Origin of the sequence: Pseudomonas sp. MPB26 (assembly GCF_046605355.1) — a bacterium.
In the GTDB taxonomy this organism is placed as follows: Bacteria; Pseudomonadota; Gammaproteobacteria; order Pseudomonadales; family Pseudomonadaceae; genus Aquipseudomonas; species Aquipseudomonas cedrina.
On record NZ_CP176793.1, the window covers coordinates 3072387 to 3087802 of the forward strand.

14 protein-coding genes and 1 tRNA gene are annotated in these 15416 nt (G+C 54.9%); 9 read left to right on the forward strand and 6 right to left on the reverse strand.

The window, feature by feature from the left end; all coding sequences use genetic code 11:
* Window positions 1-15: 15 nt before the first annotated feature.
* Window positions 16-339, reverse strand: a complete 324-nt coding sequence (locus tag ACLH0H_RS14130; RefSeq protein WP_411378517.1) for a hypothetical protein — start codon at window positions 337-339, stop codon at window positions 16-18.
* 258 nt (window positions 340-597) lie between these two features.
* Window positions 598-1809, reverse strand: a complete 1212-nt coding sequence (locus tag ACLH0H_RS14135; RefSeq protein ID WP_411382409.1) for a LysR substrate-binding domain-containing protein — start codon at window positions 1807-1809, stop codon at window positions 598-600.
* Here ACLH0H_RS14135 and ACLH0H_RS14140 point away from each other — a divergent pair.
* Both ACLH0H_RS14140 and ACLH0H_RS14145 read left to right on the forward strand, forming a co-directional pair.
* Entirely contained in the window at window positions 1691-2599 is a 909-nt protein-coding gene (locus ACLH0H_RS14140; RefSeq protein WP_411382410.1) for a DMT family transporter, read from the forward strand. The genes ACLH0H_RS14135 and ACLH0H_RS14140 overlap by 119 nt on opposite strands.
* Window positions 2596-3399 carry an NAD(P)H-dependent oxidoreductase gene (locus ACLH0H_RS14145; protein ID WP_411378518.1) on the forward strand — a complete coding sequence of 268 codons (804 nt, stop codon included), beginning with the start codon at window positions 2596-2598 and terminating at the stop codon, window positions 3397-3399. The genes ACLH0H_RS14140 and ACLH0H_RS14145 overlap by 4 nt, the downstream gene beginning before the upstream one ends.
* A 43-nt stretch (window positions 3400-3442) precedes the next feature.
* Here ACLH0H_RS14145 and ACLH0H_RS14150 read toward each other — a convergent pair whose 3' ends face one another.
* The 3 genes from ACLH0H_RS14150 to ACLH0H_RS14160 form a co-directional block, all read right to left on the reverse strand.
* Window positions 3443-5800 (reverse strand): FdhF/YdeP family oxidoreductase, encoded by a 2358-nt coding sequence (locus ACLH0H_RS14150; RefSeq protein ID WP_411378519.1) that lies wholly within the window; start codon window positions 5798-5800, stop codon window positions 3443-3445.
* 413 nt (window positions 5801-6213) lie between these two features.
* Window positions 6214-6684, reverse strand: a complete 471-nt coding sequence (locus ACLH0H_RS14155) for a GIY-YIG nuclease family protein (RefSeq protein WP_411378520.1) — start codon at window positions 6682-6684, stop codon at window positions 6214-6216.
* 194 nt (window positions 6685-6878) lie between these two features.
* The gene (locus ACLH0H_RS14160; protein WP_411378521.1) at window positions 6879-7070 is read right to left on the reverse strand and encodes a hypothetical protein; all 192 of its coding nucleotides are present in this window, start codon (window positions 7068-7070) and stop codon (window positions 6879-6881) included.
* A gap of 147 nt (window positions 7071-7217) precedes the next feature.
* On the opposite strand from ACLH0H_RS14160, the gene ACLH0H_RS14165 reads away from it, so the two are divergent.
* The 3 genes from ACLH0H_RS14165 to ACLH0H_RS14175 all read left to right on the forward strand — a co-directional run bounded on the left by ACLH0H_RS14165 (window position 7218) and on the right by ACLH0H_RS14175 (window position 10415).
* The gene (locus ACLH0H_RS14165; RefSeq protein ID WP_411378522.1) at window positions 7218-7862 is read left to right on the forward strand and encodes a hypothetical protein; all 645 of its coding nucleotides are present in this window, start codon (window positions 7218-7220) and stop codon (window positions 7860-7862) included.
* Between the two features lie 186 nt (window positions 7863-8048).
* The gene (locus ACLH0H_RS14170) at window positions 8049-9509 is read left to right on the forward strand and encodes an AAA family ATPase (protein ID WP_411378523.1); all 1461 of its coding nucleotides are present in this window, start codon (window positions 8049-8051) and stop codon (window positions 9507-9509) included.
* A gap of 609 nt (window positions 9510-10118) precedes the next feature.
* Window positions 10119-10415, forward strand: coding sequence for a DUF3077 domain-containing protein (locus ACLH0H_RS14175; protein ID WP_411378524.1), 297 nt, complete (start codon window positions 10119-10121; stop codon window positions 10413-10415).
* Between the two features lie 315 nt (window positions 10416-10730).
* Here ACLH0H_RS14175 and ACLH0H_RS14180 read toward each other — a convergent pair.
* Window positions 10731-10815, reverse strand: a tRNA-Leu gene (locus ACLH0H_RS14180).
* Window positions 10816-10923: 108 nt separating this feature from the next.
* Between ACLH0H_RS14180 and queA the strand changes: the two genes are divergently transcribed.
* The 4 genes from queA to secD all read left to right on the forward strand — a co-directional run bounded on the left by queA (window position 10924) and on the right by secD (window position 15407).
* On the forward strand, window positions 10924-11973 hold the full coding sequence (queA, locus tag ACLH0H_RS14185; protein ID WP_065935087.1) for a tRNA preQ1(34) S-adenosylmethionine ribosyltransferase-isomerase QueA: 1050 nt from the start codon (window positions 10924-10926) through the stop codon (window positions 11971-11973).
* A gap of 5 nt (window positions 11974-11978) precedes the next feature.
* A complete protein-coding gene (tgt, locus tag ACLH0H_RS14190; protein ID WP_162276164.1) occupies window positions 11979-13094 on the forward strand; it encodes a tRNA guanosine(34) transglycosylase Tgt in 1116 nt (371 codons plus the stop codon).
* Between the two features lie 43 nt (window positions 13095-13137).
* Window positions 13138-13476 (forward strand): preprotein translocase subunit YajC, encoded by a 339-nt coding sequence (gene yajC, locus ACLH0H_RS14195; RefSeq protein ID WP_003175975.1) that lies wholly within the window; start codon window positions 13138-13140, stop codon window positions 13474-13476.
* 62 nt (window positions 13477-13538) lie between these two features.
* Window positions 13539-15407 carry a protein translocase subunit SecD gene (secD, locus tag ACLH0H_RS14200; protein WP_411378525.1) on the forward strand — a complete coding sequence of 623 codons (1869 nt, stop codon included), beginning with the start codon at window positions 13539-13541 and terminating at the stop codon, window positions 15405-15407.
* Window positions 15408-15416 lie beyond the last annotated feature (9 nt).

Here is a 15416-nt window from a genome sequence, read left to right on the forward strand (position 1 = left end):
CGCGCTGTTCTGAATTCAAGCCTGCCGCAATTTGCCGGCGAGCCATGACAGCGTTATCGCCGGAATTGAGAGAACCGCCGCATACAGGATACCGACACCCAGCAACGGGGAAGCACCAGAGGTAACCAACATCACTGGGATCTGAGCAAGCATTACGACGGCGCCTGCGGACCACTGGGCGCTTTTTAGCACGGCTCCAAGAATCACTGACAACGCAAGCGCGGCGGGATAGATGAGGGTCCAATAACTCGCCAGATCCCAAGGCTCCTTGGCTCCTGTGATGGCTGAAACAACAATCCAAAAAAACAGGGACGCAACGCAGGTAGCAGTGAATGCCATGATTTTCTATTTTCCCCCAGACATGTGATCGTTCCCTCGCTCCGCGTGGGAATGCACCCCTTGACGCTCCGCGTCACTCTAGCGCAATTGCCTGGCTTTGCGCTGAAAGCAGGACGCGGAGCGTCCGGGGCGGCATTCCCACGCGGAGCGTGGGAACGATCAACTGGCCGCCGCAATCAACCCGCGTCGTTGCAAAGCCACTTGCGTCTCCTCTAACCCGAAAAGGCGACGGAATTAATTTTCCTGGGCTTCAAATGATCAATTTTTTTGAATTCGCTGCGCTACGTCGCAAAGCCATCGGCGCAACAGCTGTGCTGCCTCACCCAACACCACATCTTTGGCCTGCACTAAATAATAGCCCTTGCCAGTCTTTAGTACAGCGTCAAAGACAGGTACGAGAAGGCCTCTTTCTACGTCTTCCTCAACCAGCCAAGGGCTGGTGAGCACTAAACCCTGATCGCGGCGCGCCGCGTCGATTGCCAGCTCAGACTGATCGAACTTGAGGCTGCTGGAGAAGCTATCGGGGGACATACCGACCGATGATAGCCATTGAGCCCAGTGACCGTGAGACGTCGTATAGATCAAGGTGGCTCCCGGCAAACAATCAAGGCTACGCAACTGGAGCCGTTCGCGGTAAGCCGGGCTGGAATAGACCCTGACCTCGTCTGGCAAGAGCAGTTCTGCGCTCACGTCACTGCTATGTCCATCGAAATGCCGCACCGCCAGGTCGCAGTTAGCGTCATTGAAATCCACGTTATCGGTGGATGCACTCAGGTGCAGTTGCACCTCTGGATGACGCTCCGTGAACAATGGCATCCGCTTTGCGAACCAGGAATTAGCGAACGCCGGCGGCAAGCTTAACCGTACCTGCCTGTCTCTAAGAGCCCGGACGGCCAGGTTGGCTGTCTCCAGCTGGCGAAGCGCCGGCTTGACCTGCTCCCAGTAGCTCAGCGCCTGCGCCGTGGGTTGCAGCCTGCGCACATTGCGTATGAACAGTGGCGTTCCCAGCCAACCTTCCAGCTTGCGAAGTTGTTGCCCTACCGCTCCCGGCGTCACGAACAACTGGCTTGCAGCAAGGCTGACGCTGCCGGTGCGCATGACCGCGTCAAAGCATGCGATGGCCCTGAGGGGCGTATCAGCTCTCATGGCGTAGTTTTTCTCTTCTATAGATCGAAAACATATGATTTGTAGCGGCTTGCGTACTTTCCCACAATCGAATTTCGCCATCGGCTGTTTGGCCAGCCGAGTGAGAAATAAATTGTTGTCCAAACCAATGATAAATAAAAGGTGCCGATAAGTGAGGAAGTCAGTCGACGGGGCTGCCACGGCGGTAATGGTGCTGCTGTGTCTCATCTGGGGCGCCCAGCAGGTGGCAATCAAGGCGGTTGCCGGTGACATAGCACCGCTCATGCAGGTCGCCGTTCGCTCCGGAGTCGCTGCAGCCTTGGTCTGGCTGATCGGAAAATCGATCATGCGGGAAGTGTGGTTACCCGGCGTCTGGTGCCGCTCCGGATTGGTCGTGGCCGTTCTGTTCGCGAGTGAATTTCTGTTCATCGCGCAAGGGTTACGCTGGACGAGTGCTTCGCATATGGCGGTTTTCCTGTATACGGCGCCCTTATTCGCCGCCATTGGCCTGCACCTGCGCTTGCCGGAGGAACGGCTTAGCGCGGTTCAGTGGTTGGGTATGTCGCTGGCGTTCGCAGGCATTGCCATCACCTTCCTCATGCCACGCGATGGGACAGCCATTCAAACCTCCAACACAAACAGCCTGCTGGGTGACCTGCTGGGCTTGTGCGCGGGCGCTGCCTGGGGATTTACGACGGTAGCGGTGCGTATCAGTCGCCTGAGTGAAGCACCCGCAACCCAGACCCTGTTTTACCAACTGGCAGGGGCCTTTCTCCTTCTGCTGCCTTTGAGCCTGCTAGCGGGCCAAAGCGCAATGAGCTTTTCAACCGGTGCAGTGGCCAGCCTGGTTTTCCAGACATTGATCGTGTCAGTGGCCAGCTACTTGATCTGGTTCTGGATGCTTCGTCGCTACCTCGCGGCTCGCCTGGGAGTGCTGGCCTTCATGAGTCCGCTGTTTGGCGTATTGATGGGTTACCTGTGGCTCAAAGAGCAGACGAGCATCGGGTTCCTGCTGGGCGCAAGCCTGACTATTGTCGGCCTGCTTGTGGTGAGTCTCAGCAAAGCGGTCGGACAGAATCGGGGCGATAGACGTTATCCAATATCGAAAAACCGCAAAGAGAGGCTGCAGTTATGAAGACGTTAATCGTATTGGCGCACCCGGAACCACGCTCTTTCAACGGCGCCCTAAAGCACGTAGCTGTTGAAACGCTGCGCGAACTCGGCCACCAGGTTCAGGTGAGCGATCTCTACGCGATGAATTGGAAGGCTGAGCTGGGCGTTGGTGACTTCCCCGATAATCGCGCCGATCCTGACTATCTCGATCTTCCCCGCGAGCAAGAACATGCGTTTGCAAACAACGCTCACACCGATGACGTCAAAGCCGAGCAATCGAAAGTCATGTGGGCTGACCTGGTGATTTTTCAGTTTCCTGTGTGGTGGTTTTCGATGCCGGCCATTCTGAAAGGCTGGGTAGACCGGGTATTAAGTCGCGGGTTCGCGTACTCATCGGGGCACAAGTATGGATCAGGCCTACTCAAGGGAAAGAGGGCCATGCTTTGCCTGACCACGGGCACCGCGAGCAGCCTTTATACACCTGCTGGCATTGATGGCGACTTGCATCACATACTCTGGCCTATCCATAACGGCATTTTGGCTTATACCGGTTTCACCGTTCTTCCGCCGTTTGCTGCATGGATGCCGGCGCAGCTCAGCAATGACGAACGGCAGCAATATCTGAATTCATATGCTGACTACCTGCGAAGCTTGGAAGCGGTGCAGCCGCTGTTTTTTCACCCCCGTGAAGACTATGACGACAACCAGCAGCTCAAACCCGGGATTGAAGCCCGCTCTGGTGTGCAGTGGAATCCACGTGCAGGACAAAGTTTTGAACAGGCTGCATCCCGTTTCTCAGGGCAGCCTAAGTCTAAAATCTAGCTCTCATGCTGGCCGGCACCGGAAAAACGCTGTACCACGAGCCCTAACTAGCCGCCGCAATCAACCCGCGTCGTTGCAAAGCCACTTGCGTCTCCTCTGGATTCATCCGCACCAGGTTCACCGGGATGGATTTCGCCGCCGGTGTATTACTGCGGCTATCCCGATTCGCCAGTGGCAGCAAGCCGTTGGTTTCCGGGTAGTACGCAGCGCAACAGCCTTGCGGTACGTCGAAGGGGATGACTTTGAAGCCGGGCGCACGACGCGGTGTTGTCACGTCCAGCGCCGTCTGGAACTCGACATAATCCCCGGCCTTGAGTCCCAGGCGCTCGATGTCCTGCGGGTTGAGCATCACCACCATGCGGTCGCCGTATATACCCCGGTAACGGTCATCGTTGGAATACACCGTGGTGTTGAACTGGTCATGGCTGCGGATCGTCATCAACTGCAGATGATCAGCGCCCGGTGGCGTGTCGTCCTCATCAAAAACCCCTTCAGGAAAGAGAAAGTTGGCCTTGCCTGACGCGGTGTTCCACTTGCGCTCGCTGGCGCCATTGGGCAGGCGGAAACCGCCGGGCTCCTTGATGCGCTGGTTGAAGTCATAAAACTGCTCGGGCAGCACGGCTTCGATCTTGTCGCGAATGCGCGCGTAATCGTTCACGTAGCTGTCCCAATCCACGTTGGGGTTGGGCGCAAGCGTCGCCTTGGCCATACCGGCGATGATCGCCACTTCGGAGATGAGGTGTTTCGACGCAGGTTCCAGCATGCCGGTGGAGCCGTGCACCATCGACATCGAGTCCTCGACCGTCACGGTTTGCGCCACACCGTTCTGCATGTCCAGCTCCGAGCGGGCGATGCACGGCAGCAGAAAGGCTTTCTGGCCATGTACCGTCGCACTGCGGTTGAGTTTGGTATTGACCAGCACGGTCATTTTCAAGCGCTTGACGGTCGGGCAGACCACGTCGATATCCGGGATGGCCCGGAAGAAATTGCCGCCCATGGAAATAAACGCTTCGACCTCACCGCGCAGCAGCGCTTCGCAGGCTTCGGCCACATCATGCCCGCCTTTGCGGGACGCCTCGAAACCGAACACCTTGCTCATACTGGCCAGGAACGGCTCGCCGGCTTTTTCGTAGATGCCCATGGTGCGGTCACCCTGCACATTGGAGTGGCCGCGAATCGGGCAAGCACCCGCGCCCAGCTTGCCGATGTTGCCGCGTAACAGCAGCAGATTAATGATCTGCTGCATCGCGTCGCCACCGCGCTTGTGTTGAGTAATGCCCATGCCCCAGCAACAGATCACCCGCTCCGAACGCATGTACACCGCCGCCACATCTTCCAGCGCCTGACGCGTCAGGCCCGAATGACGCTCGATGATTGCCCATGGCAACTGTCGGCAATAATCGGCGAACGGCTCAAGGCCATGGGTGTGCTCGTCGATGAAGGCGACATCCAGCACACGGGGCAGCCCTTCACGCTGAGCCGCATCGTCCGCTTCAATCACCGCCTTGCAGATGCCCTGCACGGCAATCATGTCGCCGCCGATTCTGACCTGATGGTACTGGGAGCTGATCTTCACGCCGCTGCGACTGAGCATGTCGCGCGGGTCCTGAGGTGATGCAAACCGCACCAGGGCTTTTTCGCGCAACGGGTTGAACGAGATGATGCTCGCGCCACGGCGTGCGGCGGCGTGCAGCTCCGACATCATGCGCGGGCTGTTGGTCCCGGGGTTCTGACCGAAGATGAAAATGGCATCGGCGTTCTCGAAGTCTTCCAGCGTCGTGGTGCCTTTGCCCACCCCGATCGACTCGGGCAGGGCCACACTGGTGGTCTCGTGGCACATGTTCGAACAGTCAGGAAAGTTAGCCATGCCATACAGGCGGCCAAACAACTGATACAAAAACGCCGCCTCGTTCGAGGTACGCCCCGAGGTGTACAACTCCAGCTTCCACGGGTCGCTCAGCTGGCGCAGCTCCTGCCCGATCTCGGCGAACGCCTCGTCCCAACTGACGGGCAGGTACTTGTCGCTGCCCGCGTCATAGCGCATCGGCTCGGTGATACGGCCCTGATCTTCCAGGTCGTGATCGGTCCAGGTGGCCAACTCACTGACCGTATGTTGAGCGAAGAACTCCGGCGTGACGCGTTTTGTGGTCGACTCCCACGCCAGCGCCTTGGCACCGTTTTCACAGTATTCAAAGGTGTGCGGCTTCTTCGGATCTGGCCAGGCACAGCTGGGGCAGTCGAAACCGTCCGGTTTGTTCATGGACAGCAGGGTGCGGTTGCCTTTGAGCAGGATGTGCTGGTGGAGCAGGTGTTTGTTGACGGCGTTTAGGGCAGGCCAGCCGCCAGCGGCGGAGCCGTCGGACTGGGAGCCTTGGAGCTGGGGGTTATTGGGTTCGGACATTGGGTGGGTTCTCCTGTTGAAGGCCGTGGAGGCGTGGTGCGTATGGTTGTGATGCATACGGGGAGGGAGAATTCGGCTTGATCGACGAGCGTTGCTGACCAGTGGATGGGTGGGCGGTTCAGTTAGGGGGCGAGTTGTTCAGACGAAACTCAACTCCACTTGAAACATTTCCCAGAAATAAATCCGTCTGTTTTTTTCCTGTGAGCGTTGCAGTTACGCGAACCCATATCTCTTTATGGATCAACTGGTTACCGCATGGATCGCCGCGTGGGACGCCGAAATGGGAAAAAACTGCGCAGCAATAAGGCTGCTTCCCTTAGTCAAGGGCGGCTTTCGGCCAAAAGCGGACAGTTTCACTGGCGCTGGGCTGGCGCGCTGAAAGCGCGTCCCGGCGAGCGTGCTTGAATGCCTTGCTATGTATTCCTTCGCCGAGTAAGCGGGAAGACAAATGGCTTTTCTTGAGTTAAATTTATTTCGTTTAGCTTATATTTAATCCTGATATCACTGCAACTAAATCGTCGAATTAGATCTTCCACCTCAATGTCACTTAGCTCGTAATTCCAAGAATGAATTATAGAGCCACCTCTAACTTTATCGAAACCATACTTTTGGCCCAATGCTACGGTGATAGTATTTTCAATCTCTGTAACCCAGAAACAATCGCCAATTGATCGAAAAGCCGCATGTAAATGAGTTGCTTTTCTCTTTCCCGTGAGGCCGTTCTCCATATATTTGAAAACGCCCTTTTTCTTTAATGTAGAGTAAGGGCTTTTCTTACCATGGCTTCGCAGCCTTGATCTCAACCCCTTAGCTGTGCCCACGTACCATGAGTTCAGTTCAAGCTTCAAAATATAGATATACCAATTTCTAGTTTCTTCACTCATTTTCCGGAATCAAATTGTGAATAACGATTAAGCTAATTCGTCTGAGACACTACTCGATTCTCACTGAGCGTGTCTATTGCAAGTGAGTTACGCCGCACGGGAGGATTAGGTCTGCTGAGGTCGAAGCGTCTCATGCAGGTATCTAGCGGAGCGAGGGGTAGCCCAAAACGTCCGCTCTTGGCCGATTTCTGCCGTTAGTGACGGGCAGCAATCGGCCAAATACACTCAGTTAAATGAAATTGCTCTACCTTTGTAACAGTGAAGCTCCCCTGCGGGGAAACGTGATCTTTTGAGAGAAGCCCATGTTTTCCACAGATCACGCAATAGCCGCCGACGATCTTGGTGTGCTTACCGCGTTCAGACAACATCGTCGAATATTTGCCCATGCAAGTGCTCCCGCTCCTGGTGATGCGGTTTATAGCATACAGCCCCCGCAACATCTCCGGCCTCTGCCACTCAGATCAACATAATGGCAATCTGCCAAGAAAACGGGTAACGTCTCCAGCTACGTACATAGGAAATGGAGGGTCCACATGAAATCGAGAAATCTTTACACCATTCACGACCTGATAGTCAGAGACTATACTGTCACGGCACTTCCAAGCGGAAAATTCCTTCATCAGTTCAAGCCTTCGACTACTGAGACGCTGTACCAATTTGAGACAAATAGTAGCGCTATCGAGCTAGTAAATGGTGATCGCTATAATATTGGGTACATCGAAGATGCAAGTGGCAGAAAAATCATAGAACCGTCCTCCTTGGGCAAAGCCGATACGGTCAATAAATACCTCAGCTACTCAGCGGCCAAACAGTTCTCTCTCGATAAGCTTGCTGAAAATCAGGGCAAGAATGATGAGCGCGTAAAACATAAGGCCGCAGATGGTTACTACTGGGGGCGGAAATATGCTTGGCGCCGGTTTGGGCTGGTAATTGCCAAAGATGCTTTCTTTAACTATTTAGAAGAAATCGCTCATCCATTCGTGCCATGTAAAACCATCAGTGATGACATCGGCATCTATTCCAATCAGGATTCAATTGCTTATAAAGAGGAAGGCCTTGAGGAGGCGATGGATCAACTCATCGAAACAGCAGTCAGGGTTGGACGCTTTTTCGAATCGCACCGCTATACGAAAAAGTTCCAGATTCGGCCTATTAATGCCATAACCGACAAAAAATGATTGAATACCGCACTGTTTTTAAATTTATACAGGTGCAGGGTAGGTCTGGAGTCATCCTGAAAAATAATTCGGTGCCACGCCTTCACCTCTGGACTGCCCCCACATAATACGCTGCAGAGAGTGATCATGTGTCACTACGTGCCTATTTATTAAAGTTATAATCAATATTTCCGAAATCGAGTAATTATGTCCAAATTGACAGTCAGCATTAAGAACCTCAAAAACATCAAAAATTTTTCGCTTGAAATCCCAATCGAGCAAGGATTGCACGTAATTGCAGGCTCTAATGGCATAGGTAAGAGCACTATCATGGGGTTGTTAGCCGAACCCTTCATGCCCAGCGTGTTGTGGACAATATTCAGCAATGCAAATAGTGATAGTGCTGTCGAGTACAGCTACGAAGGAAACACTGATGTATGGGCTAGAGAGGAAGGAAGATGGGAACTTCAAGGGAAGAAAAACAAATCGATTAGGATCGATGGGTTCATCGAAGGTAGTGTTATACACGGAACAAGATTTACAGATTCAAATGTTCTTAAACTTTCGGAAAATGTACTCGAGGAGCACTTGGTTGATGCCGATGAGTTTATAAATAATAATTTCAACTACGTTTTACATGGAAAGAGCTTTTATCCAACAATTAAAAAAATTAAAAACCGACGTGTAGCTGAGGAGCTTGGTTTTGATTCAGTACCGTATTTCATGGAGTATGAAGATAGGCGACTTAGCCAGTTTTGGCTAAGCAGTGGCGAAAATTTGCTTTTAAGTCTGCTCCACTTTCTCAATAACAAAATATTTCAACAAAAAAGAAAAGGAAGTAAGTATATTTCACTGATATTGATTGATGAGGTAGAGCTCGCACTTCACCCAGTCGCTATTAGCAGACTCGTTACATTGCTCAATAAGCTATCTACAGAATTCAACCTGTCAGTCTATTTTTCTTCTCACTCAACCGAGCTTTTAAGATCAATTGAGCCCAAGAATATATACTATCTGCAAGGCTTGCCGAATAAAAATATCGAGGTAATCAATCCCTGCTACCCAGCTTATGCAACTCGCTTTTTATACAATCAAGATGGCTATGACATTTTAATATTGCCGGAAGATGATCTGGCTAAATTCGTCATAGATAAAATTATTATAAGTCAGCGTCTTTATGAAGGAAAGTTGATTCATATTCTTCCATGTGGCGACTGGAGAAATACTGTTCGTCTTCACAAAGAAATTCTGGAATCCAATCTTACCAGCCATTCAACAAAGGTGATTTCTGTGTTGGACGGCGACGTGGCTGATGACTTCGACAAAGATAAAAATAAAGATACGGCCTTGCAGCGACTTAATGTGGCATTTTTACCTATCCCTAGCCTTGAGAAGTACTTACACGAGCATCTTATTGATAATGTTGATGCTTCCTTTTTCAGGGAATTAAATGACCGATTTTACAGGAAAACGTCTTTAGACCAAGTTATCGCTGAGTACCAAGAGGCTGGAGTTGAGCGCAAAGGAAAGAAACTTTGGCAACGAATGGTTTCTGCAATTGCTGATGAAGGCATGACTGAAAATGAATTCTTGCGAGAAATTTGCAGCAGTATTTATAATAGGTTAGACGTGGAGGCTCTTAGTCGTAGAATCCGTGCTTTGTTCTAGACAAGTTTTGAAAAAGAGATGAAGCGGTTTATTTCATATGCAGTGGGGGCGTTCCGTCGCCCCTTTAGCTGCGATCATTAGTCAGCAATGAAGTATCCCCATCTGTTAATTTTATGGTCGTATTGCCGTTGCAGTTTTTGCAGGCCGTGGCTGGATTGGCATTACTTAACACAAACCCACAGCCGAGGAATTTCATTTTCCACGACTCCTTATGTTCGCGCTTTTTTCCGCAGAATGGAAAACTCCATTTATGGTTGATTGCTTTTACTCGAAAGCCTTCATTCGTAAGTGGCCGCTTTTGGCCGAAAGCGGCCCGCCGGAGTATCCCCTTACCCGGTAAGCGTGATAGGAGGGGCTGACCACCATGTCGTTTCCGCCGATGCTCGCCGAATCCCGATCTGCCTGTCAGAAACCTTTCGCCACAGATCCGGCCTTCCAGCCCCAACCCCTCCTGCGCTACCTTCCACCGTCGCTTCCAGTCCAGCGACCGGACCTGATAATCCGAAAACAATAGGCTCACTTACTTAGGAGCTTATCAATGAGCGTTTCTGATCAGTCGTACTCTCGCAATCCCACAGCCCACACCTCCACCCACCTGGGAGGTGCCCAATGATCAACCCACCCCTCAACAAAACCCTCGGTGTCATCACCTTTTCCACCTGCGGCAAGCAGCCCAACCTCCACCGTCTATTCCGCGTCAATTCCGGCGTACCCATTCGTGACGCCTTGGAGCACGCCTCCGAGCTACTGCACTGTTCAAAAATGCTGGCATTGGATGCGGCGATGGATACAGGTGCGGATCGTTTTGCCTGGGCAGCACATTATTTGGGCGAGATGGCGAAGGCGGTGGTGGATGATTTGGCGAATGGGATGTTGCCGAATGGGGTGATGGAGGAGGGGGAGTAGGCTGTTGTTGCGAGCGGGCTTGACCGGCGTTGGGCTGCGAAGCAGTCCTAATGAAGACGAATGCGAAGTGTCAGACATTCCCATGCGCCTGGTTTAGGGGCTGCTGCGCAGCCCAACGCGGGGCAAGCCCGCTCGCCACAGGGGAACTCGCCAGCCTTTGAAAATTGTGTAGATATCCATGGTCATCGCAGGCAAGCCAGCTCCCACATTTGGACGGTGTTTCAGGTTGGAAGTGGGCGGTGGGGGATGAATCCGCTGTGCCACTTTTCTACAGACGAAAAAAAAGACCTTGAATTTCAAGGTCTTTTTTTAAGATGGTGCCCCGAGGGAGAATCGAACTCCCACTTCTTTCGAAAACGGATTTTGAATCCGCCGCGTCTACCAATTCCGCCATCAGGGCTCAATGGCGGCGAAGTATAGAGATGAGATTACCGTTGGTCAATCACGTTTCATGGTCAATTTTGACTATTTCCGCTAGACTTCCCGGCCCTGCTAGACGAACCCCATCATGCGCGTTGCTGACTTTACTTTTGAGCTCCCTGATTCGCTGATCGCTCGCCACCCGTTGGCCGAGCGTCGCGCCAGTCGACTGCTGACCCTGGACGGGCCGAGCGGTGCCCTCGCACACCGTCAATTCACTGATTTGCTTGAGCATTTGCGCCCGGGCGATTTGATGGTGTTCAACAATACCCGGGTGATTCCGGCGCGGCTGTTTGGCCAGAAAGCCTCCGGCGGCAAGCTGGAAATTCTGGTGGAAAGGGTGTTGGACAGCCATCGGGTGCTGGCCCATGTGCGCTCCAGCAAGTCGCCGAAACCGGGGTCGAGCATCCTCATTGATGGCGGTGGCGAGGCCGAGATGGTCGCGCGCCATGATGCGTTGTTCGAGCTCAGGTTTGCCGAAGAGGTGTTGCCGCTGCTGGAGCGCGTCGGCCATATGCCGTTGCCTCCTTATATAGACCGCCCCGACGAAGACGCGGACCGCGAGCGCTATCAAACCGTTTACTCCCAGCGCCTCGGTGCGGTGGCCGCGCCGACGGCCGGGTTGCACTTCGACCAGCCGCTGCTGGATGCGATTGCCGCCAAGGGCGTCGAAAGCGCCTATGTGACCCTGCACGTGGGGGCCGGGACGTTTCAGCCGGTGCGTGTGGAGAACATCGAAGACCACCATATGCACAGCGAGTGGCTGGAGGTCAGCCAGGACGTGGTGGACGCGGTCAATGCGTGCAAGGCGCGCGGCGGGCGGGTGGTGGCGGTGGGCACCACCAGCGTGCGCTCGCTGGAGAGCGCGGCGCGCGATGGCGTGCTCAAGCCGTTCAGTGGCGACACCGATATCTTTATTTTCCCGGGCCGGCCGTTTCATGTGGTCGATTGCCTGGTCACCAATTTCCATTTGCCGGAATCCACGCTGTTGATGCTGGTGTCGGCCTTTGCCGGTTACCCGGAAACCATGGCGGCTTATCAAGCCGCCATCGCCAACGAGTACCGCTTTTTCAGCTACGGTGATGCGATGTTTATCACCCGCAACCCGGCGCCGCGCGGCCCAGAGGAACAACTATGAGTCGTATGTCGTTTGAATTATTGGCCACCGACGGCAAAGCCCGTCGTGGTCGCGTGACCTTCCCGCGCGGCACCGTGGAGACCCCGGCGTTCATGCCGGTCGGCACCTACGGCACCGTCAAGGGCATGCTGCCGCGTGACATCGTCGCCACCGGCGCCGAGATCATCCTCGGCAATACCTTCCACCTGTGGCTGCGCCCGGGCACGGAAGTGATCAAGAAGCATGGCGACCTGCATGATTTCATGAAGTGGCAGGGCCCGATCCTCACCGACTCCGGTGGTTTCCAGGTGTTCAGCCTGGGCGCCATGCGCAAGATCAAGGAGGAGGGCGTAACCTTCGCCTCGCCGGTGGACGGTTCCAAGGTGTTCATGGGGCCGGAAGAATCGATGCAGGTGCAGCGCGACCTGGGCTCCGACATCGTGATGATTTTTGACGAGTGCACGCCGTACCCGGCTGACGAAGACGTCGCGCGCGTCTCCATGGAGCTGTCGTTGCGCTGGGCCCAGCGTTCGAAGAACGCCCACGGCGACAACACGGCGGCGCTGTTCGGCATTGTTCAGGGCGGCATGCACGAAAGCCTGCGCAAGCGCTCGCTGGAAGGCCTCGACAAGATCGGCTTTGACGGCCTGGCCATCGGCGGTCTGTCGGTGGGCGAGCCCAAGCACGAGATGATCAAGGTGCTCGACTACCTGCCGGGCCTGATGCCCGCAGACAAACCTCGTTACCTTATGGGCGTTGGCAAACCGGAAGATCTCGTAGAGGGTGTGCGCCGCGGTGTGGACATGTTCGATTGCGTGATGCCAACCCGTAATGCCCGCAATGGGCATCTGTTCATCGATACAGGCGTGCTGAAGATCCGTAACGCGTTCCATCGCCATGATGATTCGCCGCTCGATCCGACCTGCGATTGCTATACCTGCCAGAACTTCTCCCGTGCTTATCTGCACCATCTGGACAAGTGTGGGGAAATGCTGGGTAGCATGTTGAATACCATCCACAATTTGCGTCATTACCAAGTCCTGATGGCTGGTTTGCGCGAGGCTATTCAACAGGGTACATTGGCCGCCTTCGTCGATGCCTTCTATGCCAAGCGCGGGCTCCCTGTGCCGCCCTTGGACTGAGTTTCCCGACCCTAAGATTCACTATTTGCAACTGGAGTGCTAAATGAGCTTTTTTATCTCTAACGCCATGGCTGACGCCGCTGCGCCTGCTGCTGCCGGCCCGATGGGCGGTGGTTTCGAGTGGATTTTCCTGGTCGGCTTCCTGGTCATCTTCTACCTGATGATCTGGCGTCCACAGGCCAAGCGCGCCAAAGAGCAGAAGAACCTGCTGGGCAGCCTGCAGAAAGGTGACGAAGTTGTGACCACTGGCGGTATCGCCGGCAAGATCACCAAGGTTTCCGATGCCTTCGTGGTTCTGGAAGTCTCCGACACCGTGGAAATGAAGTTCCAGAAGGGCGCCATCGCCGCCACGCTGCCAAAAGGCACGCTCAAAGCGATCTAAGTAACAACCTTTACCAATCGACGGGGCGCGCAAGGCGCCCCGCGTTATAAGCGGGCGGCGTGATGCTGAACAAATACCCTCTGTGGAAATACGTACTGATCCTGGCGGTGCTGGCGATCGGTTTTATTTATTCCGCTCCCAATCTCTATCCTGATGACCCGGCGATCCAGATCTCTGGCGCCAGCACTTCGTTGCAGGTCAATCAGGCTGATCTGGACCGTGCGAGCAAAGCGCTCACTGACGCGGGCATCCAGGTTAAAGCGGCAACCTTGGCAGCTGGTTCCAAAGGCGGCTTGTTGCGCCTGACCAAGCAAGAAGACCAATTGCCGGCCAAGGATGTCGTACGCAAGGTCATGGGTGACGACTATGTTGTCGCGCTCAACCTGGCACAGACCACGCCACAATGGCTGCGCAGCATTGGCGCGCACCCGATGAAGCTGGGTCTGGACTTGTCCGGTGGTGTGCACTTCCTGCTGGAAGTCGACATGGACAAAGCCCTCGACGCACGCCTGAAAGTGTATGAAGGCGATGTGAAGAGCCTGCTGCGCAAAGAGAAGCTGCGTTATCGCAGCCTGCCGCAGCTCAACGGTGCCATCCAGCTGGGCTTCTCTGATGAAGCGTCCCGCGAACAGGCCCGTGCACTGATCCGCAAGAACTTCAACGATTTCGACATCGTACCGGCCGACCTCAACGGTCAGGCTGTACTGCGTCTGGCGATGAGCCCGGCCAAGATCGCGGAAATCCGTGAATACTCCATCAAGCAGAACTTGACCACGGTGCGTAACCGCGTCAACGAGCTGGGTGTGGCCGAGCCGATCGTGCAGCGCCAGGGTGCCAACCGCATCGTGGTTGAATTGCCGGGCGTGCAGGACACCGCTGAAGCCAAGCGTATCCTGGGTAAAACCGCCAACCTGGAATTCCGCCTCGCGGCTGAGCCGGGTGCTACCCGCGCGACTTCCGAAGAGTTCGAGTTCCGTGAAGGCAACCGTCCTCCAGCCTTGATCGAGCGTGGCTTGATCATCACCGGCGACCAGGTGACCGATGCCAAGGCCGGTTTCGGCGAGCACGGTACCCCTGAAGTGAACATCCGCCTGGATGGCCACGGCGGCGAACTGATGAGCCGCGCCACGCGCAGCAACGTCGGTCGCAGCATGGCGGTGATCTTCATCGAGCAGCGCCCGGTGACCACCTACACCAAGCAAATGGTCAACGGCGTCGAAAAAGATGTGCCGGTACAGACCTTCAAGGAAGAGAAGAAGATCATCAGCCTGGCGACCATCCAGTCGCCGCTGGGTGCGCAATTCCGCATCACGGGCCTGAACGGTCAGGGCGAGTCCTCGGAACTGGCCCTGCTGCTGCGTGCCGGTGGCCTGGCGGCGCCGATGTACTTCGCTGAAGAACGTACCATCGGCCCGAGCCTGGGTGCCGACAACATCACCAAGGGTGTCGATGCGGCGCTGTGGGGCATGTTGTTCGTGTCGCTGTTCATCATCGCCATCTACCGCTTCTTCGGCGTCATCGCCACCGTGGCCCTGGCGGGCAACATGGTGATGCTGCTGGCGCTGATGTCGCTGCTGGGCGCTACGCTGACCCTGCCGGGCATCGCCGGTATCGTCCTCACCATGGGGATGGCGGTGGACGCCAACGTGCTGATCTTCTCGCGGATCCGTGAAGAGATCGCCGCGGGCATGACCGTACAGCGTGCAATCAACGAAGGCTTCGGCCGGGCATTTACCGCAATTCTCGACTCCAACCTGACCACCTTGCTGGTCGGCGGGATTCTCTTTGCCATGGGCACCGGCCCCGTCAAAGGTTTTGCGGTAACCATGTCCCTCGGTATCTTTACCTCGATGTTCACGGCCATTCTGGTGACCCGCGCAATGGTCAACCTGATCTTTGGCGGACGTGACTTCAAGAAGTTGTGGATTTAAGGGGCTGCC